This window comes from Marinobacter sp. 3-2 (assembly GCF_003751355.1).
In the GTDB taxonomy this organism is placed as follows: domain Bacteria; phylum Pseudomonadota; class Gammaproteobacteria; order Pseudomonadales; family Oleiphilaceae; genus Marinobacter; species Marinobacter adhaerens.
The window spans coordinates 30782-57735 of the sequence record NZ_RJUQ01000011.1; the positions used below are offsets into that span (position 1 = coordinate 30782).

The window sequence follows — 26954 nt, forward strand, 5'->3', positions numbered from 1 at the left end:
CCTATACTGAAGATGGCAACAACCAAACAGGCTATTTATGGCGGCAAGAACTCTGGATATCGACTCGGCATGGGAGTTGGTGCTTAGCGCAGTTAACCGCAGCAATGTGACACTGCCATTGCCGGGAACCGACAAAGAAGCGGTAAAACTTAACGGCCACGGGGCGTGGCACCTGATGCAGCCGGCCACGGGTGAGGCGAAGGATCTACTCTCGGTATTCCTACCCCTTTGTCGGCCGGTGCAAGATAATGGCAGCCCCAAAGTTATTGGTCAGTTGGGCCAGAGCCTGGACGGACGCATTGCCACGGTTACCGGTCGCTCCCGGTTCATCAACGGCGACGATGGAATTACCCATCTGCACCGGATTCGCGCAGTGTCGGATGCGGTTGTTGTCGGGGCCGGAACCGCAACTACAGACAATCCCCGTTTGACCGTTCGCCGCACCAGTGGCCGCAACCCCGTGCGCGTGGTCATTGACCGTCACCATCGCGTACCGGACAGCCATCACCTGTTCACCGATGGCGAAGCTCCCACCCTGCGGTTGGTGGCAGGTACTTACGAGAAAGCGAAGAATCCATCGATCGGTTCCGGGGTTACGGAGATTCCCTGTCTCGGGGATGCCGAATCCGAAGATGCCGTCGATCCGAGAGTGATCCTCGAGGTTCTCGCAGACCTGGGGCTGAAAAAAGTTTTTGTGGAAGGGGGCGGTGTTACCGTTTCGTGCTTCCTGAACGCTGGCTTGCTGGACCGCCTTCACGTGATGGTCGCACCCATGATCATCGGCAGCGGCAGACCAGCCTTCTCGCTTCCCGAGATCGACTTTCTGGATGATGCCTTGCGGCCGCGCGCCCAGCTTATAAACCTCGGCAGCGACATGCTGTTCGACCTCGACTTTACCCGTGATGTGTAGGTCGAAAAAAAGCAGCCCCTGGTAAACTGGACACCAACACCAACGCTCCGTACCCAACGCTCAGTGCCACGCCCTGCTCCGCGGGCAATCCCGCCATCGGCCACAGCAAGGCTGCCGCGCCCTCGCGGATGCCCCAACCGGCAACCGTCAGCGGTACCACCATGCTGAGCAACAGGATACTGCCCAGACTGACAATGATGGCCGCCGACTCTGTACTTTCGATATAGCCTGCGCCCCAGGCCAGGCAGAGAAAAACCCCAAGATAGCTTGCCAACACCAGTAAAGATGAGCCAATCTGAACCGGCAACACCGTTCGGTTTAGCAAAGACTCGTAAAGATCCCGCCTGAGCCGCTGAAGATAAGCCGCCAGCCCGGTTTTGAGGGCCAACCAGAGTGCAAGAAACACCCCAATAACGCCGGCGCCCAGCAAGAGCCCGCCATTCCATTGACCAGCCGCTACCCGTCCGGAACCGAGCAGCCAGCTGCCCGATATGACAACCACGAGCGCCAAAACCAATTGGCCCGAAAGTCGCTCGATGGCCACCCCGTGCACAGCGGAGAGGCGCTCTCCGGCGCCGCTGCCATGTCGCCAGGCCCGGTTTACGTCGCCGAGCACACCTCCCGGCAACACCTGGTTCAGAAACGTCGCCAGATAGTACTCCCGCACCGCTGCTCCATAGGCCAGGGGCAGCCCGAGCCGTTCGACGGTGTAACGCCATCGCCAGGCAGACAACGCCACCTGAAAGACCGTAAGTGCCAGTGCGGGAACCAGGACATAGGGAGAAAAGCGGGCAAGCTCCTGCCAGAGCTCACCCGAATCAATCGAGCGGATCACGAACCCGATAGCCAGAACCGTGAATAGCCAACGGGCCGCCAGCTTCACCTGCCTTTGACGCAGTTCGGTCAAGGCAATGCCTCGGGTGGCAGCGCCAGCAGATCCAGGTGTCTCACAACAATCGTCAGATTCCTTTCGGATAACTGCTGATTGCGTGTCTCCAGCCAGCGTGACAATCGGTCCGCCTCGTGAGGTGACTGCTCAACGGCCGCGTCGATCCAGCCTTGCATCAGCATGTTGGCCAAGGCGTGATCCGCGCCATCCAGTATCCAGGGGGATTCCGCCAGTTCAACCCGGTAACCTTCGGCAACCAGCAGGTCTTGCAACACAGTGCTGGCCTCCGGCCCGAGCGCGGCACCAATTCCCTTGTCGCCGTGCTGGTGCCGATTTACCAATGTCTTCACCAGCTCATCATCAGGATGCTCGGGAGACAGCTCAAAGTGACCGGCATAGCTCAACACAATGAGCATCGCGGACTTCCTTCCTGCGGCTGCGAGGGCTAACGCATCCAGCCATGGCTCGGAAACCAGATCAATCAGTGCTGACGCTGTTATCAGGTCCGCCTCCCGGGGCAGTTGTTGCTCCATGTTTTCCGACGTCAGCTGAACCGGGCGGGTTTCAAACGGCACATCCAGGCAGTCCACACGCTGTCCGGCCTCCCGCAATAACGCAGAATCCTGATCCAGTGCCAGCCAGGTTTGAGGCACCTGCAGCGCAGGCACCAGGAATAGCGCGTTTGAGCCACGACCGGTTCCAATGTCGACAATTTGCATCGGGTAGTGGCTCTCGGGCGACAAGCCATCATAACGATTCAACAACCAGTGATTGAGCTGATCGGTCAGCCCTTGTGAGCGAGCCCGGTGATCCGCTGCTTCCCGGGCTGCCAGCCATGTGCTCTCGAATTCCGAATGCTGGTGCAGATGCGTGGAAAGGCCACGGAAGTAGTGCAGCGCTTCTAAGACATCTTTGCCGGTATCCGCCCATGAGCGGATTCGGCGGGATTCCCTTGCGGCAAGTTTACGGGCGTGCTCAAGCTGTTCCGGATGTTCCAGCCAGTTCCTGAGGCGCGCCTCAAGGGCCCTGACATCGCCCGCACAATACTGAACCACACCAGGCCTGGCGGAGGTGTTGGCAAGGGCGCCGCCATCGGAGGAAATAACGGGTAGCCCTTCCGCCAGCGCCTCATCAATCACCATGCCATAGCCCTCGTACAGGGAGGGCAGTACAAAGAGATCCGCCTTGCGGTAGAGCTCGGCCAGCCCGGCTTCTTCGACTTCCCCTGCCAGCGCAATCCTGTCTTCAAGGCCCGCTTCTGCAATCGCCTGGCGAACCTGCTGGCTGTATTCCGGATCACGACTGTCAGACCCTGCCAACGTGCATTGCCACGACACGCCCTTCAGGTTTTCCAGCGCCTCCACCAATTGATGCTGGGCCTTTCGGGGTGACAGATGAGCAACGCACAGAATGTGCGGGGTACCGGTTTGCGACGACTGATCACAGCCTCTGGGGGTCGCGGCTCGGGTGACGCCCGGCTCGGCAACCCTGATCATCTCAGCCGGCACCTCGTAATCCGCCAGGCGAGCGGCGGTGTGTTGGCTGGTGGTGATCACTCCGTTTACAGATCCGAGCGCCCGTGTTTCAGAATCCAAAAACCACTGCCTATTGGCTTCGCTGATACCTGTTTCGTCAGCCAGGGGGTGGTGTACGAGGGCAAGCAGATTCAGGCGTCGGGAATGCTTTTCGACGATTTCCGGCAGGCCACCCATGGCAAGGCCATCGAGTACCACAGAGGCGCCATCAGGCAGACTCGCGAGCTTCTTATCCATCCCATTACGGGCGACCCTGTCCGGGCGTGGAAACTGCCCGGGCAACCCACTGACCCGGGCTCTGCAACCGGCGTCGCCCAGGGCTTCCACGAGCTTGCGGACATACCGGTAGCCGCCCGTGTTCTGTTCCGGATCACCCGGAACAATAAACTCCAGGAAGCCCGGTTTGTCAGATTCCGGCATGGTAGCTTGCCCAGGCAATGTGGGATTCCGAGAGGGTGACTTTCAGGCTGACAATCCCTTCTCCTGTCTCGCCAAGACGGCCACCGTGAATGGCTGCCGCCATACGATCGAAAACCAGTTTGGCCATGAATTCGGTGGTGGTATTCCGGCCGCGCAATTCCGGCAGCTCGTCCAGGTTCTGCATATTGAATTCGGAGAGAATGCTTTTGAGAAGTTCGGAAGCCAGGCCAATGTCGACGACCAGATCGTGCTTATCCAGTTGGTGACGCTCAAAGGTCACGTCGACCACATAGGTGGCACCATGAACCTTCTGCGCAGGACCAAAGATCTCTCCGTTGAAGCTGTGGGCAATCATCATGTGGTCCCGGACCGTCAAACCGAACATAGTCTCTCCTTAGCAGGCAATTTTGGATTTTCAGTAAACAACGCGATGGCACAGGGTATCCCGGCCATCAATCAGAATTCGCGCCATGGATTTTGGTAGATCATCAAACTTGCATTCGCCGGTAATCAGCACATCCAGCGCATCGTCCTGGAGCAATTCCAATGCGAGCGCCAGGCGTTTGCGATAGTCCCACCGTGGAACTCGAGATGGCACTATCTGGCCCACCTGGCTGGATTTCAGGGTCAGACGCCGCGGATGGAATGCGGCCCCCAACGGTGCAGATACCAGCTGATCCCCGTACCAGCTCATTTCCACAATGGTCGCCTCCTGCCCTGCCAGCCCAAGAGCGGTCTCCAGGCCCGAGGGGTGGCCACTGGCATGGATAACAAGGTCGTGATCATCAGGGGCCGACTCACTGCTGAAGGTCAAACCGAGCTGTTCGGCAACGGCCTGTCTCTCTGGATTCGTATCGATCGCGGTGACACGAGCTCCCGGGATACGACTCGCCAGCCAGGCGACGAGCAGGCCAACAACACCAAGACCAACCACGGCAATGCGGTCACCGACTGCTGGCGCTCCATCCCAGAGGCCGTTTACAGCGGTTTCCATGTTGGCGGCAAGTATTGCTCGCTCGGCGGGCAAGTCTTTGGGCAAAGGCGTCAACGCCGACGCCGGCACCCGGTAGCAATTCTGATGCGGATAAAGGCAGAACACCGTTTGGCCCACTAACTCGGCAGGCCCTTCCACTACTTTGCCGACGCTGGCGTAGCCGTACTTTACCGGCCAGGGAAAATCTCCCTCCTGAAACGGCGCCCGCATGGCTGCGTATTCGCTCTTTGGTACCCGGCCATGGAAAACCAGTGATTCCGTGCCCCGGCTGATACCCGAATACAGCGCCTGCACCTTGACCAATTCTTCTTTATCTTTCTCAACGGACGTCGCCAGTGGCGTTTCCAGAATCTCGCCCTTGCCGGCGCCGGTTACCCACCAGGCTCGTGCCATCGATTCGGTGTTCGGCTCATCAGGGTCGCGATGCAAAAGGATCTCCTTTTTGGCAGTTTTTCAAACGTGCGGGTCGTCGCCCTGCCAGGGCTGAACCTTCAGGTCTGAACACGGTCTATGCTCGTAAGCATGTTCAGTTATACCAACTATAGTCAGTGTACAGCGCATCCGAGGTCTTTGATGCCTGCAATCCTATACGCTGGAGTTCATTGATGGATTCTAACGGCCATTCAGCTTCGCAAAGGATGCCACTTGCCCTGGATCTCGCCTGGGGCTTTGGGCTTGTCGGCCTGTTCTGCGCAGCCACCGGCTGGTTAACCCAGCCCCCCGTCCTTTTCTACTTCTTGGCAGCGGCGCTTTACCTGGCGGTGTGTGCCCTGGTCATCCGGTTCTGGCCCGAAACCCGGGATTTCGGATGGGCAAACCGGGCGACGCTGCTGAGAGGCAGTCTGGTGATAGCCCTGGTGGCTCTGGCCCCCTTTGCCGACCACCTCACTGACAGCCTCTGGCTCTACGGCTGGATGGCATTGCTGGCGCTGATTCTGGATGGCGTAGACGGAAAAGTCGCCAGGGCCACCGGCTCCCAGAGCGAATTTGGCGCCCGCTTCGACATGGAACTGGATGCCCTGTTTATTCTCGGCCTCAGCGTGGCTGTCCTGGCATTGGGCAAGGCTGGTCCCTGGGTTTTGGCCCTGGGCCTTATTCGCTATGCCTTCGTTGTTGCGACTCACTTCCTGGACTGGCTGAATGCCCCACTGCCGGAGAGTTTCAGGCGCAAGACGGTTTGCGTTTGGCAGATCGTTACCCTGCTGGTGGCCGTGTTGCCGCCGGTCAATGCGCTATTCGCCAGTATCACGCTTGCAACTGCCCTAGCACTGCTTGTGTGGTCGTTTTTCCTGGATATTCACTGGCTTTATCAGAGGAGACATCACCATGATGTTCATTAAACGGAAAACCCTTACCCGTTCTGCCATTGCCCTGCCTGCTGCTCTCGCACTGAGCCCGGCAGCCATGGCCGAGCCGAGAAACTTTGTTGTCGACGACGAACACTTTTCAATGTTCTTCGAAATCATGCACATCGGCTACGCCCCGGTGATGGGGATGTTCCGCGAAGTAGAGGGACAATTCGTTTACGACGAAGAAGCCAGGGAGCTCGAATCTGGTCAGCTGGTGTTCCAGAGCGAAAGTGTGTACACCAACCACAAGAAGCGTGACGAACACGTTCGCAACGAGGATTTCCTCGACGCCGACGAGTATCCTGAGATTACCTTTACTATTACCGACTTCGAAACGACTGGCGAAAACACGGGCAAAGTAACAGGCGATCTGGAGTTGCTAGGCCAGACACGGCCCGTGGTGCTGGATGTGACCCTCAACAAGGCAGACGTTTACCCCTTTGGTCATGAGGAATACACACTGGGCATCAGCGCTTCCACCACCCTGAAACGCAGTGAATGGGGCATGACATATGGCCTTGATGGCGCGATGGTCGGTGATGAAGTGAAATTGCACTTTGGCTTCGAGGCCATTCGGGAATCCGGCATGTTCTGATCACCGGCTGATCGGAATGTGAACCGCCGCACAACGCGGACACATTCTGTTACACATAGAGTCCGGATTTTTGGGGTGCGGCGGAAATCCCGTTATCTTTAGAGCTACAACAATAATCAAGGGAACTGCCGCATGCCGGGCAAGGTCGCTCTTCTTCTGACACTGGTAACTGCTGGCGTGGTTGGCGCGGGGTATCTGCTCTCCGCTGACAACCACACAGATTTCAGCTGGTTTTCGAAGGTGGTCGACTTGGCCGAGACGGCGCCTGTCCAAAACGCAGGGCTGGCAAGGCAGTCTTCTACCGATCCCTCGGCTGAGCCGGAACCACCCTCGGATAATGCCCTCGGGTTCATGCTGGCCAGCGTTGCCGATCAATACGCTGAAACTACCCGATACCCTCCGTGGTCCATACCTCTCTCCCCGGAACAGGCGAACGCCTACCGTGGCAATCACTACGAGCCGGTCAGTCTGCCCCTCGAAGGTGACGGGCAGTTCACCGTAACGCTGGAGAAATACCGGTTTACTGCAGGGGAACAAATTCTTGTTGCAGCGGCTATCCGGGGCTCTCAGGTGGTCGGTCGCTCGCTGTCTGCAACGCTGGAGAGGCCGGAAAGCCGGGATGCCATCGCTGGCACCACCTTGGAAGAGGCGGGTTCCCCGGGTTACTTCGAGGGCGTTCTGTCCGCCGACGAATCACCGGGTGAATATCGGCTAATCGTCGAGGCCCGGCTTGATGGCAAACCAGTCCGCCATGTCTCAACACTGGCCATTGAACCTTACCTGGGCGAATTCGAGGGGCTTGGCGATGCCCGTATCCAGGGTAACAATCTGATAATTCCCGTTCGTTTCTCGCCGGAAGATTCCGGCTACTACGCGCTTTCGGCCCAGCTGTTTGTTGGCCAACGCCCGGTTGCTCAATTGCAGATGGAGAAAAGGCTGGACAGCACCTCAAACTCGATCAATCTGAAGGCACACGGCACGGTATTGGCCAATCAGACGGTGGACGGCCAGCTACTGCTGAAAAACCTGCAGATTCGGCAGCTTCCCGCCCGGCCAGGTGACCGGACTAATTACGCTTTCGGCCCCGACGAGGGCTACGCTTTCACACCGCCGGATCTCGGCAGTCTTACCGATACACCGGCGGTGAATCCCGAATCAGAACAGCGCGCGGCTCTGCTGCGGCAGCTTGCCGACAAGTTCTGATGGCAGGGCGCAGGCTCTGCACCGGCTAACGCCGGGCTGTACCGCTACAAGTGGCGGATAAACGTCTTGTGACAACAATAAAGCAGCAAAGACGGAGCAACTATGAAAACAACAAAGATCGGAAATGCCTGTAAGGCCGCCCTGGCGGTCGCTATCACCGGCAGCTTGTTTGCCGGCACCGCCCAGGCCCAACTGGCCGGGCACAACGTGATCCTGGTTCACGGATTCCAGCAACAAGACCTGGCCAACCCTCCCGCCAATCTGCAGGAGGTGAAGAACGCCGGCGAGGACTATTGGCGTACTTTCTGGCTCTCCCGGGCCGAGGCCCGTATCGACTGGGGCAGTGACGGGCGCGTTGAAGGTGGTATTGCCCAGCAAGCCTATGAACAGATGCGTCAGATCAGTCAGCAAGGTCTGTGCAATGACTTTTGCATCGTTGTTTCTCACTCTACCGGGGATCTCGTTACCCGGTATCTGCTGGAAAACCAGGCACGCTGGCTTCAATCCGAGGGCCTTCAGCCGTTGAAAATCCTGGCAACCCTGGATTACTCAGGCGCCGGCGGTGGCACTGAACTGGCCAACCTGGCACTCAGCCTTGCCTACAACGACAGCTGGTACAACTGGCCCCTCCGGGCAGCAGTAGAAGCCTTCACCGGCATTGAGCCGGAACCCGGCAAGCTGGGCGTGGTAAACGACCTGCAAACCAACGCAGCGCGTAACCTGGCGGTGAGCCCGAATGGAATCCCAAGGCTGCGTTTCGTGGCTGGTGGGTCATCCTATGGCGGTATCACCAAGCCATTCATCGCCGGCACGGACGATGGCGTGGTACCCACCCATTCGGCCTGTGGTGCCACCTCCGCCGCCGGGATCGATTCCTGCTCTTCCAGCATCAGCCTGGCGGGCAAGGTAACGAGCCAGGATGGCCCGGCCGCTCTTTACTTCAACCACTATCCGGTACTGATGAACGAGGGAGTCACCCACAGCGGCGTGCTCGGCTCCGAGACGGGCAACATCTCCGTTCCGGTGGTCAACAACACCACTCTCGGCGGTTTGCAGGTGGATTTCGCCAGTCGCACCTACAACAAGCGCGCCTGGTGGCAATGGTGGGGTTCCGGTGACCGGTACATTGAAGTGCCCGGCTCAGATCAGACGGATATGTCGAATCTGGTTTACACAACCCTGAATAACTGACCGTACACGGACAAATACTACAAAGGGCTCAGGGAAGAGCCGCTTCTCACCTCGGTAGTTTTACCCATCTTTTCTTTTTAGTTCGCAAACTATACATTGGTTCGCTTTCGCCGTTCGATTCAACCACTGCCGCCAAGCGATATCCGATGTCTGACACTCACAAATCCGATCTTCTACTGGTTGTTGTTACCCTGTTTGCAGCCATCAGCTGGATGTTTTCCAAGGAAGCAGTACTGCTGATGCCGCCTCTGATGTTCATGGCGGCCAGGTTTTTGATCGCCGGGACGGTGCTCGCCTTTTTCGCCCGTCGCTCGCTGATGAAACTGAGCGTCGATCAGCTTCGCCGAAGTGTGGGTGTCGGACTGGTGTTTGGCACGGCCATGACCTGCTGGGTGATGGGACTGGTTCATATAACCAGTCTGGGTGAAGGCGCCTTTTTGACCAGCCTGGGTGTCGTAATAGTGCCGATTATCGCACGCCTGGTGTTCAAGGAAGCTCAACCGCCGAGCACATGGTTGGCCATTCCCATTGCCGTTGCCGGGCTCGCGCTGCTCTCCCTTGAGAACGGATTTCGCCCTGAAGCAGGCCAGATCTTCTTTGTCATGGCAGCGACAATTTTCGCCCTGTATTTCAATCTCAATACCAGGGCAGCCAACCAGAGAACCGTGATAAACCGGCTCGGCAGAACGGTGGAAAAACACCGCGTACCCGCCCTGCCCCTGACGGCCATCGCACTGCTGACGGTCGGCCTGCTCACCCTGGTTGAATCCATGATTATGGAGCCCTGGCGGCCTACCTTGAATAATCTCTCACCAATGCTGGCCTGGTGGGTGGTGGCCAGTGCCGTGATTGGCACGGCCGGTCGTTTCCTGCTTCAGACGTTCGCCCAGAGCCTGTCTGCGAACAGCCATGGCGTGGTGATTCTGGTACTTGAGCCGGTGTGGGTTGCTCTGTTCGCGGCAGGATGGTTTGGCGAGTCTATGACCGGCATTCAACTGGCCGGCTGTGGCCTCATCTTTGCCGCCCTGATCGTCAACCGCTGGGCCGTGCTGAGCAAAGCCATCAAGGAAAAACTCCGCAAGCGGAAAACCGCATAAAAGTGGTTGACCAGCATCGGCTGAATCAGTATATTTCGTCCCCGTTGCAGGACACAGGACCATAGCTCAGTTGGTTAGAGCGCTACCTTGACATGGTAGAGGTCCCCAGTTCGAATCTGGGTGGTCCTACCACTCCTGCTGAAAGAGTCAGTTGCTTACTCCCTGTAAGAACTGGCTTTTTTTGTGCCCAAAAGAAAGAGCGGCACTGCATAGACCAGCTATTCCCTTGCGCTCCGCAAGCCCGAGAACATGACCCCTGTTCTTAAAAGCTCCCTGAACGTTGTCTCGCCACTCTCGACCTTCGCCATACCATCGTCCAGCATCATCTGTTGCCCCCGATCATTCAGGGCCTGTCGCAGACTGTGCTCATCTTCATGTTTAAGAATCCTGCCATAGTCTTCCTCGGTCAGTTGCCAGACTTCAAAAACGCCGAGCCGTCCGCGGTAGCCCAGATTATTACAGCTGGGGCAACCTGTCGGCAGCCAGGTCTCTTCCGGCACCTCACGGCCTGCATCCAGCAGCCATTGTCGAGAAATCTCGTCAGGCTGACCTTTCGTGCGGCATTCTTTACAAAGCCTGCGAACCAGCCGTTGTGAAGCAACAATTCCGAGATTGGCCGCGATCTCGTAATCGTCCAGCCCCAGATTCCGAAGTGACGTGATGGTCCCCACAGCATCCCGGCTGTGCAGTGTGGCCATCATGGAACGGCCACTGGTTGCAACGCTGATGGCCGCCTGGGCTGAGGGAACATCGCGAATCTCACCAATCAGGACGTAGTCCGGGTCCAGACGAAGCATCGCCTGGGTACCACGTGCGAAGTCGAGTTCATGGGCGGTATCGACCTGCACCTGATTGATGCCCGGAACCTCGTATTCAACGGGATCTTCCAAAGTGACTACATGACTGTCACTGAGTTTCAGTTCATGCAACAGGGCGTATAGCGTGGTTGTCTTGCCGCTTCCCGTTGGGCCAGACACCAGGAACATCCCACCTGTGGCGTCCATCCAGCGCTGAATCCAGCCGATACCCTCGGAGGGTATGCCAAGCTCCTGAATATTCTGCACCGAAGCCGGTGGCGTCAGGACCCGAATCGCAAGCTTGTCCCCCGAGACACAGGGTATGGAAGTAACCCGGAGATCGAGATCAATATCGTCGAGGGTATAGACAAAACTCCCTTCATTGCACCGAACAGAGGGAATCGGGTCGAGGGTCGCCATGGCTTTGAATTGGTTAACCAGGCGCCGCCCCTGGTCGTACGAGACTTCGACCGCATCAACGATGATGCCGTCGATCCGGAGCCGAACCCTATAATGATCCGGGAAGGGATCCAGATGCAGATCGGTTGCACGCGCTGACACAGCGTCCGAAAGGAGCGCATCGGCTTCCAGTGTTTCCGGAGCCTCGTCATCATCGGCAATCAGTTGGCAGAATTCGACAAGCAGGTGGTCTCTGAGGTGGCGCTCGAATCGGCGCTGGGCGCTGCTTTTTTCACTCATGGAGGGCTCCTTCGGAGGACTGGTTCCCTGAGTGTAGCAAACGGATCTTCAGGCCTTTATTCAGCCCGTGACTGATCAACCATGATCAGCTCTTCCAGATCAAAGCCCTCTGCCTTTGCGCGTTTCCTGAACGCCTCAATCGCCTCCTCACTGACCTCGGGGGTACGCGAGAGAAACCAGAGATAGTCACGGTTGTATCCCGTCACAAAGGCGTATGAATAGTGCTCCTTGTCGAGTTCAAACACCACATAAGAGGCGTAGAAAGGTCCGAAGAAAGACACCTTCAGGTGGCCTGTGCTCTCATCCTCGACAAACACCGCTCGGCCGTCAGCTTCCTCCCATGTTTCTTTTTCGACGTTATAACCCCGATTGATTACCTCGATGCTGCCGTCGTCGTTACGGCTGTATTCCGCGCGAACATTGGTGAGACCGCGCTCAAAGGAATGGTCCAGGCGGGCGATTTCGTACCAGGTACCGAGGTAACGGTCACTCTCAAAACCGGAGACTGGCTCAATACCCTCTGGAAGACCGGTGCAGCCGGCCATGCCGATAAGCGCGGCTACCAGAAACCATCTTTTTAACACTGCCATCATCGCCAATGCTCCATTGTCGAGTCCCAGATACGAGAAGGGCCAGCAGTTGCTGGCCCTCTTTTATACGTTGTAGAAGTCCCGATACCAGTCCACAAACCGCGCAATACCCTCCTCTACGGGGGTAGCTGGCTTATAGCCCACATCGTCGATCAGATCATCAACATTGGCGTAGGTGGCCGGCACGTCGCCCGGCTGCAACGGAAGCAGGTTTTTCTGGGCTTTCTTCCCGACTCGCTCCTCGATAATCTCGATAAAGCGAGATAGCTCAACCGGGTTGTTGCTCCCGATGTTGTACAGGCGATAAGGCGCCTTGCTGGTTCCGGGATCCGGGGTTGCTCCGCTCCACTCCCCGTTTGGTTCGGCGACATGGTCCAGGGTCCGGATCACGCCTTCGACGATGTCGTCGATGTAGGTGAAATCCCGGCGGTGGTGGCCGTGGTTGAAGACGTCGATGGGCTCCCCGGCAAGGATCTTTTTGGTAAAGATAAACAAGGCCATATCCGGACGACCCCAGGGACCATAGACAGTGAAAAACCGCAGGCCTGTGGTCGGCAGGTTATACAGGTGGCTGTACGTGTGGGCCATGAGCTCGTTGGCCTTCTTGGAGGCCGCGTAGAGACTCAGCGGATGATCCACGTTGTCGTGCACCGAAAACGGCATGGTCTCGTTGGCACCGTACACCGAGCTGCTGGACGCATAGACGAGGTGCTTGACCTTATTGTGCCTGCACCCTTCAAGGATGTTCATGAAACCAACGAGGTTGGCGTCCACATAAGCGTGAGGATTCTCGATGGAATACCGGACACCCGCCTGGGCCGCCAGGTGCACTACCCGCTCGGGTTTATGCTCGGCGAACAGCGCTTCCATGGCGGCGCGGTCAGCCACATCCTGCCGGACTTCGGTGAAACCGGCTTTGTCGGTCAGGCGTTTCAGCCGCGCTTCCTTCAGGTTCACATCGTAGTAATCATTGACGTTATCAACGCCAATGACTTCATCGCCCCGATCAAGAAGGCGATGAGCCAGGTGTGAGCCGATAAAACCGGCCGTTCCGGTAACAAGAATCTTCACGCGTCTCTCCCTGAAAAGACTGCCGGTCTCAGAACGAGACCCCGGCACTCACGAACGGTCCGCCTATCTCGACATCAAGCCGGTCATTGCCATCTTCGTAATCAATGGACATCTGACGATAGCCCGTACGGAACTGTATCAGTGAGATCTCGTACTGGCCGTAGGCGTTGAAATCGTGCAGCGAGTCACCGTCGAAGCTGATGAAGTTGCCCTCAGCACCTACGGAAACACCCGTTAGTGGCAGGTCGAAACGAGCGGCGAGGTAGCCCATGGGTATGACCGCATCGACCGTGGTTTCGTTCGATGGCGTACCCGTTAAGGCCTCTTTGACAATAAGCTCTCCGGACAGGTCCCGTGCGGTGAGGCCAAGATCCAGGTTCACCCAGTTATCAAGCACCTCGTAGTAAAGAGTCAGATCCAGTTGCTCCAAATCGAGATCAGACTGAACATCAAGGCCACCAAAATTCACGCCGCCAAAGTTACCATTTACCTGGCCACGACCACTCTGCTGTACCAGAGTGTAGTTCAATCGAACATTGGGAAGCACCGGAATCGGATGCTCAAGATACAGGGACGCATTCGCATTCAAATCGCTGTCTAGGTTGAGGTCATTTTCTACATCAACCACATCACCGTTGTCAGCAGCCTGGCCGGACAGATCCGAATCCCAGTAACTTACGCTGGCTCCGAGACCAACCACATCTGCCTGTGACACAGGCGCCACCAGAAACAGTGAACCACCTACAGCAAGCATCAGTTTACGCATGACACACCTTTTGAATTTGTTGTCAGTTTCAGTCAGTCGAACTGGATTCCCAGACGGCGCCCGACTTCTTCGTACGTTTCGATCACTTCGCCAAGCCCCTGACGGAAACGATCCTTATCCATTTTCTTGCGGGTTTCCTTGTCCCAGATCCGGCAACCGTCCGGACTGAATTCGTCACCCAGAACGATCTTGCCCTCGCAGCGACCAAACTCCAGTTTGTAATCCACAAGCAGCATGCCTGCCTCATCAAACAGGGCCTTGAGCACGTCGTTAACCCGATAGGTCAACGATTTCATCTGCTCCAGCTCATCCGCCGCGGCCCAGCCAAAGCTGACGGCCAGGGATTCGTTGACCATCGGATCGTGGAGTGCGTCGTTCTTGAGGAACAGTTCGTAGGTGGGCGGATTCAGTTCCTGCCCCTCCGCCACGCCAAGACGACGGCAGAGACTGCCGGCAGAAACATTGCGAACCACGCATTCAACCGGAATCATATCCAGCTTCTTGACGAGAGATTCGGTGGACGACAGCAACCCTTCAAAATGGGTGGGCACACCTGCCGCTTCCAGCTTCTCCATGATGAACGCATTGAACTTGTTGTTCACCATGCCCTTGCGATTGAGCTGTTCCTTTTTCTCACCGTCGAAGGCGGATGTGTCGTCACGGAATACCAGCACGAAACGTTCGGGGTTGTTGGTACGGTAGACGGATTTTGCCTTGCCGGCGTAGAGTTCTTCGCGTTTTTCCATTTGGGTCTCCGAAAAGCGGCCGCCTCTGGCGGCCTCTTCCTGAATCAGTATAGGTAATCGAACAGTTGCTCGAGCAAATCCGGCGTCGTCCGGCTGCCAGTGTAACCCGGAACGTCCTCGGCAGAGATGACAATGGCGTCGCTCTGCTGGCTAAGGCTGACTGTGTGGGTATGCTGGGGTGCGTCCTTGTCACTGAACCAGCTGAACCAGCCTGGATCCCGTTCGTCTTCGGTGCGGAAATCGACATGGAACCAGCCTTCACTGCGGTTCAGATCGACAACGGGAATGCCGGAATCTGTAAGTGCCCGACTTACTTCCGCCCAGGAACGACCATAATCAAGCTCCATGCGGATCGCGACGGCTTCATCGTTTTCCGAGATCAGGCGAACCAGCGGATCGCTGACCATTCCGGATGCCGCCCGGGAAAAGGACTTGGTTTCTTCACGCGCCCGGAGAAAGTCACCCAGATCGGACAGCAGGCGTCTCTGCAATTCCAGAGCCTGCTCGGAGGGATCAGAAACGCCAGTCCAGGGGATCAGCTCATCCGGCTGGTCTTCAACATCAAGCCGGCGTACCTGCACCTCTGTGGTCTTGCGTCGCACACCGGGAGCCATCCGAACTTGAAGAACGACTTTCTGTTCGCCGGCAGATGGGTTATCCGACAGCTCTACAAGGTTTCGGGCACGCTTGCTGAAATTGGCAAGTTCGGTCTGAAGGATGCCCAACTGGGGACTGTCGAAGCCGACGCCAAGACCCCGCTCGGAGAGATAGCTGTTTACCGCAGGCCAGATTCTGCCCGGCACGTCGTTGACCAGGAGCCAGAGCCGACCATCCAGCTCTTCGATAACGTAGTTTTCATCAAGGATGTCCGATGTCATGTCCGGCGGACGCGGAATATCGGACGGATACATTTTGCTGGCGTCGGCCGGCTGGACATCACGGATGGGCATGGTCTGACTGAAACGGGAATCGTCGGCGGTCTCCGGCAATTCCAGTGGTTTTCCTTCCGTGGCATTCACATAGCGTTCGGAGCGGTCTTCAACCAGACTGCAGCCCGAGGCTGCTGCCAGAAGCAACAGCCCGGATGCGACAACAACGGGTTTGAACATCAGGGTACTACCGGTTCTTTTTAGAACCTGCATCAGGTTACTCCGGTGATGGGATGATTTAAGCAAACTCAGAGAACACCTGAGGCCTTGAGGGCATCTTCCACTTCGCCATGGAACTTTTCGCTGAGCACGGTCAGCGGCAGGCGGATGCCTTCCCCTATCATTCCCATATGATGGAGCGCCCATTTCACCGGGATAGGATTCGCTTCGAGGAACAGCTTCCGGTTAAGAGGCATGAGCAGTTCGTTCAAACGCTCGGTTTCTTCACGATTTCCGGCAACAGCGGCTTCGCACAGCTGGGACATTGCCTTCGGGGCGACGTTCGCGGTGACGGACACGTTGCCCTTGGCACCGGCCAGCATAAGTTCCGCTGCCGTTGCGTCATCACCTGAATAGACAGCCAGACGGCCGTCCAACGCCTCAATCAGTTCGGCACCCCGAGGAATGTTGCCGGTGGCGTCTTTGATGCCCACGATATTCGGAATATCGGCAAGCCGGAGCACGGTCTCGTTCAGCATGTCGCACGCTGTCCTGCCGGGCACGTTGTACAGCATCTGGTTCATGCCGGGGACGGCTTCGGCAATCGCCTTGAAGTGCTGATACAGGCCTTCCTGGGTCGGCTTGTTGTAGTAGGGAACAACGAGCAGGCAGGCATCTGCGCCAAGCTTATGGGCCTCGGCCGTCAGTTCAATGGCCTCACGGGTGCTGTTGCCGCCGGTGCCCGCAATAACCGGGATGCGACCATTAACACGTTTGATGATGTGGCCAATGGTCTGGCAATGCTCTTCCGGGTCGAGCGTTGCGGATTCGCCGGTGGTGCCCACAGCAACGATGCCGTGTGTGCCGTTTTCAATATGAAAGTCTACCAGCTTGTCCAGATCCTCCCAGTGGATGTCACCGTTTGGATGCATGGGCGTGACCAGTGCGACAAGGCTACCCGTAATCATAAAAGCTCCGTCCGAATAAAACCGATATGGTAATGTTGGGCACGAACTGACACAAGGGAATTAAAGGAGATGTCATGCCATCCGTTGAGTTAAACAAACCCGTACCGGATTTTGAAGCACCCGCTACCGGAGACCAGACTGTTCGCCTGGACGATCTGAAAGGTCAGAACGTGGTGATTTATTTCTATCCGAAAGACAACACCCCTGGCTGTACTACTGAGGGACAGGACTTCCGGGACCGAATGAAGCAGTTTGAGGAGCTTGATACGGTGATTTTCGGCGTATCAAGGGACGGCCTGAAAGCCCATGAGAATTTCCGGGCCAAGCATGAGTTTCCCTTTCACCTGATTTCAGACAAGGACGAGGCCCTGTGCACCCTCTTCGACGTGATCAAGCTGAAAAAGCTTTACGGGAAGGAGTACATGGGCGTCGACCGGAGCACCTTCCTGATCGACAAGGATGGCGTGCTGCGGGCTGAATGGCGCGGCGTAAAAGTGAAAGGCCACGCCGACGAGGTGCTAGAGGCTGTCAAGGCACTTTAAGCGCCTGTCAGGCGCTTCCGGGTTCCGCCGGCGGCGCCGACTCCTTCACTGGCCAGGCAGCAAACACCGCCTTGAGCATGGTAGCCAGTGGAATTGCGAAGAAAACACCCCACAAGCCCCAGATTCCTCCGAAGAACAGCACCGCGACGATAATGGCCACCGGGTGCAGATTGTTCACCTCCGAGAACAGAATGGGCACCAGAACATTGCCGTCAAGCGCCTGAATGACACCGTAAATGACCATCACCCAGATGAACTGGCTGCCCCAGCCGAAGGCGAACAGGGCAATCACCGCAACAGGGATGGTAACGACGGCCGCGCCAATGTACGGAATCACTACACTCAGCCCCACTAACAGCGAGAGCAGCGCAGCGTACGGCATGCCCAGCAGCTTGAAGGCAATGTAGGTCGCGCCGCCCACAATCAGGATCTCGACGGCTTTGCCGCGCACGTAGTTGGCGCACTGGAGGTTCACCTCGTGCCAGATCTGCAGCATCATCGGGCGCTGGGGTGGCAGCAGCCGGGCGATTGAGTTGAGCAGCACCTCCCTGTCCTTCAGGAAAAAGAACACCAGGATAGGCACCAGCACCATGTAGATCAGCAACGCCACGAGATCTGGAATACTGGACAGCGAGAACGACACCAGCCATTGGGTCATGTGCCCCACTTCCGTACTCACCTGGCTGTAAACGGTGCTGACAGCTTCTCCGGAAATCAGGTGAGGATACTGCTGCGGCAGCAGCTCAAGATAGGATTGCAGCTCCCGAATAATGCGTGGCGCCTCGCCGGCCAGGTTGCTCAACTGCGTCCAGATCAGCGGAAGCAGGCCAAACAGGAAGCCAACAAGCACGCCGAGGAAAACCAGGAAAACCCCAATAATGGAAACCGTCTCTGGAACGCCCAGTTTGTTGAGCTTGGTGACCAGACCCTGCAGAATAAAGGCCACAATCAGCGAGGCAATGGCCGGCGCAAGCATGGCACCGAACCAGATAACAAAAATGGTTCCTGTCACCAGTATCAGGAACAGGATGACCGCTTCTTCATCCGAGAAGTATTTGTGCGCGAGACCGCGTAATGTCCTGATCATTTACAGCTCCGAAATCTTAACCGCCGCACTTTATCACAAACCGGTACTGCCCGGCGGTTTCAGAACTGCTCATCAACTTGTGATCGGACATCTGCAGAAAGGCCGGAATATCCCTGGCGGAACCTGCGTCCGTAGCAATCACCTCGAGTTCTTCACCGGGCGCCATGCTGTTCAGTTCCAGCTTTGTCTTCAGCAGCGGCATCGGGCAGCGCAACCCTGAGGCATCAAGCGTTCGATCAACCATACTAGCGATACACCATCACAAAATAATAAGCGGATTTAACAAGCAGGCATTATGCCGACAGTGATAATGTATTGCATCACAATCCTCGTTAACCAGAGGATCAGAACTTTTTATCGCAAACCGCTGTCAAACCGGCGATTCAGACCACAGGCACCCGGCTTTACATGATTGCTATTCAACCCAGATCCCGAACGCTACCGGCAATGGCCATCACCGCCCTGCTGGCCCTGCTGCTTTTTTCAATGCCGGGCCACGCTCAGGAGAGCAGGCTGCCAAGCATTGGCGGTTCCGGTGGAGGCCTGATCGCGGGCCAGCAGGAATCGGATATTGGCCAGCAGGTAATGGTATCTATCCGCCGATCCGCGCCGAGGATCAGCGACCCCCTGGTGTATGACTACCTCAGCGCCATTACCTATCGCCTGGTGCCCTCGGCCCCACTCCAGAATCGGGACCTGACCCTGGCATTGATCGACAGTCCTGCTATCAACGCATTTGCGGTGCCCGGTGGCATTGTAGGCGTTAATGGCGGTCTGTTTCTCAATGCTGCGACCGAGCAACAATTTGCGTCCGTTCTCGCCCACGAACTTGCTCACCTCAGCCAGCGGCATTTTGCACGGCGCATGGAGCAGCAGGAAACCAGCGCTCCGCTCACACTCGCCGGTATGATTGCGGGCATTGTTCTGTCGGCGGTCACCCAGTCTGATATCGGTTTTGCCGCCATTGCCGGGACCCAGGCGCTGGCCGCCCAGAACATGCTCGCCTACAGCCGCTCCCATGAACAGGAAGCCGACCGAGTCGGGCTGGACATTCTGGCCAGCGCAGGGATGGACCCTCGCGGCATGCCGGAAATGTTTGAAATCATGATGCGCCAGAACCGCATGCAGGGAAATCGACTGCCAGAGTATCTGTCGACGCACCCGTTAACCCAGAGCCGCGTGGCCGACACCCGGAATCGTGCCGAACAGTATCCAGATGAAAACATCCGGGACGGCCAGGAATACCATCTGATGCGCAGCCGGCTGCAAGTGCATTACGCGCCCTCCCCCGACGTAGCCGTCGAAACCTTTGAAGCCTACCTCGATCGCCCGGATGCCCAGAGAAACGATGCCATCCGGTATGGCTTGTCCGTGGCCTACCTCGAGGACCGGCAATACGAGAAGGCAGTGGATATACTGAACGATCTGCTGGCCACGAATCCGGGCCGAATCACCTTCCAGGTAACCCTCGCAGAGGTCAGGCTTGCACAAAATCGTGTGGACGAGGCTCGCTCCATTCTGAAAGACGCACTGGCGAGGAATCCGGGGAACTATCCAATCACCCACACCCTCGCCCTCACGGAAATAGCCGATGGTAATGGCGCCGCTGCGGCGGAGCATCTCAAACAGCTGACCCGTCAGCTTCCGGGACAGGAGCATCTCTGGCTGAAACTGGCCGAGGCGGAGGGCATGGCAAGGAATATTGTGGGCGTGCATCGTGCCCGGGCAGAATACGATGTTCTGATGGGCGATCTGGAGTCTGCCCAGCGTCAGCTAAGGCAGGCTCAGGAGAAGTTGCCGGCCGGCGCGCCACAGAGGCAGATTGTGACCGAGCGGCTGGCAGAAATCACCAGCCGCCTGCACGCCCGGGCCAACAGCTGATCAGGCGTTGCCAGCAGCCTTGAGATTCATGTTGGCGGTAAAATCCAACATGCGCTGCAGAGGCTGCAGCGCTTTTTCTCTCAGTTCCGGATCCACGAACACTTCCTGATCGCCCCGCTCCAGTACCTGTAGCAGATTCTGAAGGCCGTTCATCGCCATCCAGGGGCAATGGGCGCAGCTACGACAGGTAGCTCCATTGCCTGCGGTGGGCGCTTCAATCAGCGTTTTGTTCGGAGCTAGTTGCTGCATCTTGTAGAAAATGCCGTTGTCAGTTGCAACAATGAACTTTTCGTTGGGCATGGTCTGGACAGCATGAATCAGCTGCGAGGTTGAACCCACAACATCCGCCATCTCAACCACAGCATCGGGCGATTCCGGGTGGACCAGTACCGCCGCGTCCGGATAAAGGGCCTTCAGATCCTCCAGCCCGCGGGATTTGAATTCCTCATGAACGATGCAGGAACCGTCCCAAAGCAGCATATCAGCACCCGTCGTTTTCTGGACGTAGTGCCCCAGGTGCTTATCCGGCGCCCAGAGGATTTTTTCGCCGCGGGCATCCAGATCTTCAACAATAGCCTGGGCACAGCTTGAGGTAACCACCCAGTCCGCCCTCGCCTTCACAGCCGCAGACGTATTGGCGTAGACCACGACCGTGCGATCTGGGTGCTGGTCACAAAACTCGGCGAACTCATCGGCAGGACAGCCCACATCCAGGGAACAGGTCGCCTCAAGCGTTGGCATCAGAACGCGCTTTTCAGGATTCAGGATCTTGGCGGTTTCGCCCATGAACCTCACGCCGGCAACAACGATTGTGGAGGCCGAATGTTGGTTGCCAAAACGGGCCATCTCAAGGGAGTCCGCAACACAGCCACCGGTTTCCTCGGCAAGCCGCTGGATATCGGGATCGGTGTAATAGTGAGCCACAAGCACCGCATCCTGCTCCTTCAGAGCCGATTTTATACGAGCCTCCAGGTCGGACTTTTCGTCCGCGCTGAGCGGCTTCGGCTCGGCAGCATGCGCCAGGTGCTCTTGAACAAGGATACGGTCTTCAGCGTAAGTCATTACTGCGTCTCTGTATTGCGTGAACCCGGACATTATAACATTCATGCCCCAAGCTTAATGTTTCTGAAACAGTGCGATCATACACTTGTGATCGCTTTGCCTGTTCCCTGTTTACCTAGGTAGGAACGTATACGCAAAAAAAAAGAGCCCGGAGGCTCTTTTTTCACAAAAACCCGCAGGCTTCTGTTATTTGGTGGGTCGTGAAGGATTCGAACCTTCGACCAATTGGTTAAAAGCCAACTGCTCTACCAACTGAGCTAACGACCCGTAACTGGCGACCGAAGCCTTGACTTCAATCTATACCGAATGACTCAGCCCACCCGGTATTTCGTGTTTGGTGGGTCGTGAAGGATTCGAACCTTCGACCAATTGGTTAAAAGCCAACTGCTCTACCAACTGAGCTAACGACCCAAACGAGGCGCATATAGTAATGATTTTTGGCCGTTGATCAACCCCTTTTTCTCAGGTTTCTCAACATTTTTGCCGCGCCAGACAATCAGCCGTTCTGGGACTCGAGAAACTTCCGTGCGAGGTCAGCAGCACTGCTGGACGGGTAATCATCAATCACAGTTTGCATGCTGCGCCGAGCCTGTTCCTTTTCGCCCAGGCGATCATGAGTTACGCCCAGCTTATAGACCGCATCCGGAGCCTTGCGATGGTCGGCAAAACGGGTAGCGACAATCGTGAACGCCTGTTTTGCCTGTTCGAGCTGCGGCTTGACCAGATAGACCTCGCCGAGCCAGTAATAGGCGTTGACCGTCAGATCACCTTCCGGATATTCATCGATAAATTCGTATATCCGACTAATGGCCTCATCGTATTTTTTCTGATTACGAATCAGGTCCTGGATCTGCTCGTAGGCCTTTCGTTCTTCCGCATCGGGCTGGCGGTATTCCCTGGCCTCCCGGGCCTGGCCTGAGGCAGCAGAGCCACCACCTTCGCTGGCTTCGGGAGCCGGCTGTGATGCGACCTTTTCCGAGAGATCCAGAATACGCTGATCCAGATCGATATAACGGTCGCGCCCTTGCTGCTGCAGGCGGTTAATCAGGTGCCGCTGCTCCTCCACTTCGCCCTGGAGCCGTCTGACTTCACCCTGAAGCTGCTGGATCATGTAGAACAGTTCCGACGTCGCCTGACTGCTGTTGGCGTTACGCTGACTGTCCTGGGCTGATTGCGCCAGGGCCACTCCCGCCTGCCCGAGGGCAAGCGGAAGCACCACTGTCGCCATGAGGATTTTTCTCATGGTCGTTCCTGTGTGATTACTCAAATACGAGTTCTACACGACGATTCTGGGCCCAGGCGCTCTCGCTGGAACCCATCACGGCCGGCTTCTCTTCGCCATAGCTTACGGTCTCGAGCTGGCCACGTGAAGCACCGTTTACGATCAGGAAACGCTGAACGGCGTTAGCACGACGCTCGCCAAGGGCCAGGTTGTATTCCTTGGTACCGCGCTCGTCGGCGTGACCCTCAATGCGGACGTTCTGACCCGGGTTGTTGGCGAGGAAACGGGCATGTGCCACCAGCACATCGCGGGCTTCCTGCTTGATTTCAGCCGTATCGAAATCAAAGTAGAAGGTGGTGATTTCACGCAGGGCCTGTTGTTCGGCCTGCTTGCGAGCTTCCATACGCTCTTCTTCGGTCATGGCTGAAGAAGAAACACCGCCCTGGTCGTCACCTCCGTAAACAGTGGATCCACCTTCCTGGTCTACAGCAGCCACATCGGAACCATACTCGCCGCCTTCTTCGGAGGTACCACCGGTAGAGCTACAGCCCGCTACCAGACCGACGGACAACAACAGTGCGAACGCTTTTGATTGAGCTGAAAAATTCATGTTTTCTTCCTTTCAGTTGAGTGACGTTATTGCTTGAACAATGGCCAACACCGGAAAGCTCCGGGAGTCAGCGAACCAAAGGTCCCCAGGCGGGCTCACGGACATCGCCTTCGGATGCCGGCAAGCTGTACGCTGCTCCACCATCCGCGGAAATAACCGTGAGCACGTTGCTGCCATTCTGCCGGGTAGCGTAGATCAGCATCCGGCCATTGGGCGCAACACTGGGAGACTCATCAGACTCGGTGCGGGTTAGGATCGTTTCCTCCCCGGTTTTCAGTTCGGTACGGGCAATGTGAAATGCCCGATCGCGCTGGTGAACGTAATACACATAGTTACCGTCATTGTCGGGCCTTGGCCGAGCGTTGTAACGGCTGCCGAAGGTGATACGACGAGGCTCCGCACCCGGTGTATCCATGTGGTAAATCTGCGGACCTCCGGACCGGTCCGACGTAAAGAAAATGCCCTTGCCAGTGGCGTCATAGCTCGGCTCGGTATCAATAGCCCAGTGGTTCGTAAGCTTGGTCAACTGCCGGGTATCCAGGTTCATCCGGTAGATCTCGGCATTTCCGTCTTTCGAGAGGGTCATCAACAACGATCGGCCATCGTCGGACCAGGCCGGCGCCGAGTTGAGCCCCGGAAAGTCGGCCACTTTGGTGCGATTGCCGGTTGCAAGCTCATGAACAAAAATCACCGGTTTCCCTGTTTCGAACGACACATAGGCCAGCTTTTCCCCGTCTGGCGACCATGCCGGTGACAGGATGGGTTCCTGGCTTTCAAGACGGATTCTGGCGCGCTTGCCGTCCACGTCACTGACCTGCAGTCGGTAACGGGGTTTGCCGTTGGCGGTATCAAGCGTGATATAGGCAAGCTTTGTTGAGAAGGCACCCGGCACGCCTGTGATGGCCTCATATACCTTGTCGCTGATGTGGTGAGCGAGCGAGCGCATATTGGAGGCAGGTGCCGCCGCAGTTTCACCGAGAATCCGTTCCTCGCGGTTTACATCGAACAACTCATACCGGGCCTGAACACGGTCACCACTTCGGCTGAGGGCCCCCACAAGGACATAGCGCTGGCCCAGCAGGCGCCAGTCCCGGAAATACACTTCCTCCCGCCTGGATGGCAGGCTCAGCATCTTCTCGGGAGGCAGAGTCCGGAATTCGCCCGTCATGGTCAGATCCGCCTGAACAATGCTGCTGACCTTGTCGCCAGCGGGCATCTGTCCAGACTCGGCGAAAGGCACCACTGCAACAGGAATGGCCGAATCCGCGCCTTCAGTAATCCGGATCAACAGCTCAGCCCGGGCTGCCGAAACCGCGAAAAAGATCAGTGCCGTGGCGGCAAGAAGCGTTCTGGACGGTTTGTGCCAAATCCGATGTGTCATGGTGTTATCCGCATCCTTATCTCAACCGGCGTGGGTTGAATTCAATCGTAAACTGTCGGAAATACCGTTCAAAGGTATCCCGATCATTGGGTATCGGGTAACGACTCAGGGAACGCACCGCCCCCAGAGCGGAGTTATCGAACGCTGTATTCCCGCTGCTACTGACCAGCCGCACCCCGGCAAGCTCACCCGTCGGTAACAGCGTAATCTGGAGCCGCGCGGTCATCTCTTCAGTAGCCGAACTGGGCGGATACCACGCCTGGCTCAAACGCTCACGGATCAGAGCCTGGTACTTCTCACTCTCCGACAGCATCTGGGCTTCTCGCGCTTTCGCAGCGGCCGCCTCTCTCTGGCGACGGGCTTCCTCTTCCCGGGCCCTCTGAGCCGCCTCCGCCTGGGCTTCAAGCTGCTGTTCCCGGAGCTTGCGCTCTGCCTCGAGGCGCTTGCGCTCAGCTTCCTGGCGAGCCAGTTCCTCCTGGCGCTTGCGTTCGGCCTCTTCCCGCTTCCTCTGCTCTTCCTGGCGCCGCTTCTCTTCTTCGGCTTTTCGTTTTGCCTCTTCCTGACGGCGTTTTTCTTCCTCAGCTTTCTGCCTGGCCCGCTCCTTGGCTTCCGCTTCCGCCTTTTGACGGGCAGCCTCCGCTTCACGGGCTTTCCGGGCTTCGCGTTCTTTCGCCTCTGCTTCCTGTCGCTCCTGCTCTTTCTGCTGCTGGAGCCGTTTTTGTTCTTCCTGTCGCTTCTGCTCTGCAATGCGACGGGCTTCTTTTTCCTGCCTCTGTCGTTCAGCTTCTTCCTTGCGACGCTGCTCTTCGGCCCGGCGTTCTTCGTCCCGCTTTTGCTGATCGACCGGCTCTACCACCGGGCTCGGTTCCGGCTCCTGCTGGGTAATCAGCCGGGCCGATATGCTCCTGGGTGGCGGCTCATGATCGGTGCTGGTCCAAGACCAACCCGCAAGCGCAATGCCCAGAATCAACAGGTGCAACGTGACCGAGAGCGCCACCGGTGATTTCCATGGTGGCACGCCTGTTGTGGTTACTTCGCGCTGGTGATCTCTCACAACACTCCTGCCCGCAACACTATCAATTGTCGTCCCGCGGTGATTCGGTGATCAGGCCGATACTGCTCGCCCCGGCACCCTGCAACTCGGCCATCAACCGAACAACTGTGCCGTAAGTAACATTCTCATCGCCGCGAACCAGAATCTCACTGGAGGCCCGTTGCGAGAGGATCTTGGAAACCTGGGCACGCAGGTCGGACAGCGTCATGGGGTCACTGCCCTCGTCTCCGATATCGACGTAGTACGCTCCGTTTGCATCAACCGAAACAATGATGGACTCAACATCCTTGTCAGACTGAATAGGATCGGAAGTGGTCTGGGGCAGATCAACCTTCACCCCTTGCGTCAGCATCGGGGCGGTGACCATGAAGATGATCAGCAGCACCAGCATTACGTCAATGTACGGAACCACGTTGATCTCCGACATTGGCTTGCGCCGGTTTTCCGGCATCATTCCCATGCCTTTCATAGAACTGTGCTCCTGGGCTGATTCCTGCCTCTAATTACCAACCGCATCATGCGGCGCCCTTCTCGCTCTGGTGGACGCGGCGATGGAGGATGCTGGAAAACTCATCCGCAAAGGTTTCGTAGTTCTTCAACAGGGCATCGGACATGGCGGAAAAACGGTTATAGGCAATAACCGCCGGTATTGCGGCGAACAGACCCATGGCGGTTGCGATGAGGGCCTCGGAGATGCCGGGCGCCACCGTGGCCAGTGTCGCCTGCTGAACCTGTGCCAGCCCCCGGAACGAGTTCATGATGCCCCAGACGGTGCCAAACAAACCCACATAAGGACTGGTGGAGCCGACCGTCGCCAGGAACGGCAGACTGGCCTCCAGCCGCTCCTGCTCCCGGGAGAAGGCCACCCGCATTGCCCGCTGGGTACCTTCCATAACCGCATCGGCGTCCCGGCTTTGCTGGCGCAACCGGGAAAACTCCTTGAAACCGGCCCGGAACAGGGATTCCATGCCGGAAAACGGTGTTGGATCGGCGTTCACCTCCCGGTATAACTGCCCCAGATCCATGCCTGACCAGAAACGCTCCTCGAACGCCAATTGGGCCTTCCTGGCCTTCCGGAATACCTGCAGGCGCTGGAAAATCAGGGCCCAGGACATGATTGACGCCAGGGCCAGCAAAAGCATGACCAGCTGAACCAAGACACCGGCATTGGCAATGAGGTACCAGACTGAAAGTTCTGAATCCACTT

The 26954-nt window shown here is 57.2% G+C and carries 28 protein-coding genes and 3 tRNA genes; 9 read left to right on the plus strand and 22 right to left on the minus strand.

What is annotated here, in order from left to right:
- The first annotated feature begins 37 nt into the window (after positions 1 to 37).
- Entirely contained in the window at positions 38 to 910 is an 873-nt protein-coding gene (locus EDB94_RS01910) for a RibD family protein (RefSeq protein WP_108017313.1), read from the plus strand.
- On the opposite strand, the gene EDB94_RS01915 is transcribed toward EDB94_RS01910, so the two are convergent.
- From EDB94_RS01915 to EDB94_RS01930, 4 genes are read right to left on the minus strand one after another with little or no spacing between them, the layout of a single operon-like run.
- Positions 894 to 1817: a lysylphosphatidylglycerol synthase transmembrane domain-containing protein gene (locus EDB94_RS01915; RefSeq protein ID WP_108017314.1), complete on the minus strand. Its 924-nt coding sequence runs from the start codon at positions 1815 to 1817 to the stop codon at positions 894 to 896. The two genes, EDB94_RS01910 and EDB94_RS01915, sit on opposite strands and share 17 nt — an antisense overlap.
- Positions 1814 to 3754: a glycosyltransferase family 4 protein gene (locus EDB94_RS01920; protein WP_108017315.1), complete on the minus strand. Its 1941-nt coding sequence runs from the start codon at positions 3752 to 3754 to the stop codon at positions 1814 to 1816. The genes EDB94_RS01915 and EDB94_RS01920 overlap by 4 nt, the downstream gene beginning before the upstream one ends.
- The gene (locus EDB94_RS01925) at positions 3741 to 4139 is read right to left on the minus strand and encodes a 6-carboxytetrahydropterin synthase (RefSeq protein WP_108017316.1); all 399 of its coding nucleotides are present in this window, start codon (positions 4137 to 4139) and stop codon (positions 3741 to 3743) included. The genes EDB94_RS01920 and EDB94_RS01925 overlap by 14 nt, the downstream gene beginning before the upstream one ends.
- Before the next feature lie 30 nt (positions 4140 to 4169).
- Positions 4170 to 5177: a zinc-binding alcohol dehydrogenase gene (locus EDB94_RS01930; RefSeq protein WP_108017317.1), complete on the minus strand. Its 1008-nt coding sequence runs from the start codon at positions 5175 to 5177 to the stop codon at positions 4170 to 4172.
- Positions 5178 to 5353: 176 nt separating this feature from the next.
- On the opposite strand from EDB94_RS01930, the gene EDB94_RS01935 reads away from it, so the two are divergent.
- From EDB94_RS01935 to EDB94_RS01960, 6 genes are all read left to right on the plus strand, one after another.
- Positions 5354 to 6088 carry a CDP-alcohol phosphatidyltransferase family protein gene (locus EDB94_RS01935; protein WP_108017318.1) on the plus strand — a complete coding sequence of 245 codons (735 nt, stop codon included), beginning with the start codon at positions 5354 to 5356 and terminating at the stop codon, positions 6086 to 6088.
- On the plus strand, positions 6075 to 6692 hold the full coding sequence (locus EDB94_RS01940; RefSeq protein ID WP_108017319.1) for a YceI family protein: 618 nt from the start codon (positions 6075 to 6077) through the stop codon (positions 6690 to 6692). The genes EDB94_RS01935 and EDB94_RS01940 overlap by 14 nt, the downstream gene beginning before the upstream one ends.
- Positions 6693 to 6824: 132 nt before the next feature.
- Positions 6825 to 7895, plus strand: coding sequence for a hypothetical protein (locus EDB94_RS01945; RefSeq protein WP_108017320.1), 1071 nt, complete (start codon positions 6825 to 6827; stop codon positions 7893 to 7895).
- Between the two features lie 102 nt (positions 7896 to 7997).
- The gene (locus EDB94_RS01950) at positions 7998 to 9086 is read left to right on the plus strand and encodes a hypothetical protein (RefSeq protein ID WP_014577299.1); all 1089 of its coding nucleotides are present in this window, start codon (positions 7998 to 8000) and stop codon (positions 9084 to 9086) included.
- A gap of 146 nt (positions 9087 to 9232) precedes the next feature.
- Positions 9233 to 10183: a DMT family transporter gene (locus EDB94_RS01955; protein WP_014577300.1), complete on the plus strand. Its 951-nt coding sequence runs from the start codon at positions 9233 to 9235 to the stop codon at positions 10181 to 10183.
- A gap of 55 nt (positions 10184 to 10238) precedes the next feature.
- A tRNA-Val gene (locus EDB94_RS01960) sits at positions 10239 to 10315 on the plus strand.
- A gap of 86 nt (positions 10316 to 10401) precedes the next feature.
- Here the strand turns inward: EDB94_RS01960 and EDB94_RS01965 are convergent.
- From EDB94_RS01965 to dapA, 7 genes are all read right to left on the minus strand, one after another.
- Entirely contained in the window at positions 10402 to 11679 is a 1278-nt protein-coding gene (locus EDB94_RS01965; protein ID WP_108017321.1) for a GspE/PulE family protein, read from the minus strand.
- Positions 11680 to 11735: 56 nt separating this feature from the next.
- A complete protein-coding gene (locus EDB94_RS01970; protein WP_260312498.1) occupies positions 11736 to 12269 on the minus strand; it encodes a lipocalin family protein in 534 nt (177 codons plus the stop codon).
- 63 nt (positions 12270 to 12332) lie between these two features.
- Positions 12333 to 13340, minus strand: coding sequence for an NAD-dependent epimerase (locus EDB94_RS01975; RefSeq protein ID WP_053112168.1), 1008 nt, complete (start codon positions 13338 to 13340; stop codon positions 12333 to 12335).
- A gap of 28 nt (positions 13341 to 13368) precedes the next feature.
- Positions 13369 to 14106: a TIGR04219 family outer membrane beta-barrel protein gene (locus tag EDB94_RS01980; protein WP_108017323.1), complete on the minus strand. Its 738-nt coding sequence runs from the start codon at positions 14104 to 14106 to the stop codon at positions 13369 to 13371.
- A gap of 32 nt (positions 14107 to 14138) precedes the next feature.
- Entirely contained in the window at positions 14139 to 14852 is a 714-nt protein-coding gene (purC, locus tag EDB94_RS01985; RefSeq protein WP_108017324.1) for a phosphoribosylaminoimidazolesuccinocarboxamide synthase, read from the minus strand.
- 44 nt (positions 14853 to 14896) lie between these two features.
- A complete protein-coding gene (bamC, locus tag EDB94_RS01990; RefSeq protein ID WP_108017325.1) occupies positions 14897 to 15994 on the minus strand; it encodes an outer membrane protein assembly factor BamC in 1098 nt (365 codons plus the stop codon).
- Between the two features lie 35 nt (positions 15995 to 16029).
- Positions 16030 to 16908: a 4-hydroxy-tetrahydrodipicolinate synthase gene (gene dapA, locus EDB94_RS01995; protein ID WP_053112172.1), complete on the minus strand. Its 879-nt coding sequence runs from the start codon at positions 16906 to 16908 to the stop codon at positions 16030 to 16032.
- Between the two features lie 74 nt (positions 16909 to 16982).
- Here dapA and EDB94_RS02000 point away from each other — a divergent pair, with 74 nt between their 5' ends.
- Positions 16983 to 17450 (plus strand): peroxiredoxin, encoded by a 468-nt coding sequence (locus tag EDB94_RS02000; protein WP_108017326.1) that lies wholly within the window; start codon positions 16983 to 16985, stop codon positions 17448 to 17450.
- A 7-nt stretch (positions 17451 to 17457) separates the two neighbouring features.
- On the opposite strand, the gene EDB94_RS02005 is transcribed toward EDB94_RS02000, so the two are convergent.
- Together EDB94_RS02005 and EDB94_RS02010 are read right to left on the minus strand one after the other, a co-directional pair.
- On the minus strand, positions 17458 to 18537 hold the full coding sequence (locus EDB94_RS02005) for an AI-2E family transporter (RefSeq protein WP_008169115.1): 1080 nt from the start codon (positions 18535 to 18537) through the stop codon (positions 17458 to 17460).
- A 16-nt stretch (positions 18538 to 18553) separates the two neighbouring features.
- Positions 18554 to 18781, minus strand: a complete 228-nt coding sequence (locus EDB94_RS02010; protein ID WP_008169116.1) for a sulfurtransferase TusA family protein — start codon at positions 18779 to 18781, stop codon at positions 18554 to 18556.
- 203 nt (positions 18782 to 18984) lie between these two features.
- Between EDB94_RS02010 and EDB94_RS02015 the strand changes: the two genes are divergently transcribed.
- Positions 18985 to 20418, plus strand: coding sequence for a M48 family metalloprotease (locus tag EDB94_RS02015; protein WP_108017327.1), 1434 nt, complete (start codon positions 18985 to 18987; stop codon positions 20416 to 20418).
- Here the strand turns inward: EDB94_RS02015 and nadA are convergent, their stop codons facing one another.
- The 9 genes from nadA to tolQ form a co-directional block, all read right to left on the minus strand.
- Entirely contained in the window at positions 20419 to 21480 is a 1062-nt protein-coding gene (gene nadA, locus EDB94_RS02020) for a quinolinate synthase NadA (RefSeq protein ID WP_014577384.1), read from the minus strand.
- A 191-nt stretch (positions 21481 to 21671) separates the two neighbouring features.
- A tRNA-Lys gene (locus EDB94_RS02025) sits at positions 21672 to 21747 on the minus strand.
- A gap of 68 nt (positions 21748 to 21815) precedes the next feature.
- Positions 21816 to 21891: transfer RNA gene (locus EDB94_RS02030), tRNA-Lys, on the minus strand.
- A gap of 85 nt (positions 21892 to 21976) precedes the next feature.
- The gene (gene ybgF / locus EDB94_RS02035) at positions 21977 to 22723 is read right to left on the minus strand and encodes a tol-pal system protein YbgF (protein ID WP_008169119.1); all 747 of its coding nucleotides are present in this window, start codon (positions 22721 to 22723) and stop codon (positions 21977 to 21979) included.
- 16 nt (positions 22724 to 22739) lie between these two features.
- On the minus strand, positions 22740 to 23312 hold the full coding sequence (gene pal / locus EDB94_RS02040) for a peptidoglycan-associated lipoprotein Pal (RefSeq protein ID WP_008169120.1): 573 nt from the start codon (positions 23310 to 23312) through the stop codon (positions 22740 to 22742).
- Between the two features lie 67 nt (positions 23313 to 23379).
- Positions 23380 to 24693 carry a Tol-Pal system beta propeller repeat protein TolB gene (gene tolB, locus EDB94_RS02045; protein ID WP_014577386.1) on the minus strand — a complete coding sequence of 438 codons (1314 nt, stop codon included), beginning with the start codon at positions 24691 to 24693 and terminating at the stop codon, positions 23380 to 23382.
- A 16-nt stretch (positions 24694 to 24709) separates the two neighbouring features.
- Positions 24710 to 25690 (minus strand): cell envelope integrity protein TolA, encoded by a 981-nt coding sequence (gene tolA / locus EDB94_RS02050; RefSeq protein WP_108017328.1) that lies wholly within the window; start codon positions 25688 to 25690, stop codon positions 24710 to 24712.
- Positions 25691 to 25769: 79 nt separating this feature from the next.
- Positions 25770 to 26216, minus strand: coding sequence for a protein TolR (tolR, locus tag EDB94_RS02055; RefSeq protein ID WP_108017329.1), 447 nt, complete (start codon positions 26214 to 26216; stop codon positions 25770 to 25772).
- Positions 26217 to 26262: 46 nt separating this feature from the next.
- Positions 26263 to 26952, minus strand: a complete 690-nt coding sequence (gene tolQ / locus EDB94_RS02060) for a protein TolQ (protein ID WP_108017330.1) — start codon at positions 26950 to 26952, stop codon at positions 26263 to 26265.
- Between the last annotated feature and the right edge of the window lie 2 nt (positions 26953 to 26954).